The sequence below is a fragment of the Shewanella sp. AS1 genome, from assembly GCF_021412565.1.
Taxonomy (GTDB): Bacteria; Pseudomonadota; Gammaproteobacteria; order Enterobacterales; family Shewanellaceae; genus Shewanella.
Window position 1 is genome coordinate 1 of sequence record NZ_JAKCLJ010000166.1, and the last position, 251, is coordinate 251.

Annotated in this window: 1 protein-coding gene; it reads right to left on the minus strand. The window is 53.4% G+C overall.

What is annotated here, in order from left to right:
- Positions 1-251, minus strand: a 251-nt coding sequence (locus LZP69_RS16530; protein WP_234201760.1) for a VCBS domain-containing protein, incomplete at both ends; no start/stop codon positions are given.

The window sequence follows — 251 nt, forward strand, 5'->3', positions numbered from 1 at the left end:
GGGTAATGACCAGGTCTTGGGTGTTAGTGGCACCGGCTGCATCTGTGACCGTGACTGGAATAGTTAAGGTCTGAGTCTGGCCTTCAGCCATACTCTGGTAGGCTGCATCGCTTGGGTCAAAGCCCCAGCTGCCGTCATTGTTGAACGTCAGTCCCGCTATTGTGGCAGTGGTGCTGTAAGTGGCCGTGTCATTCGCATCAATATCCGTTGAGGTGATGGTGCCATTAACTACTGAACCATCTTCCTTGGCG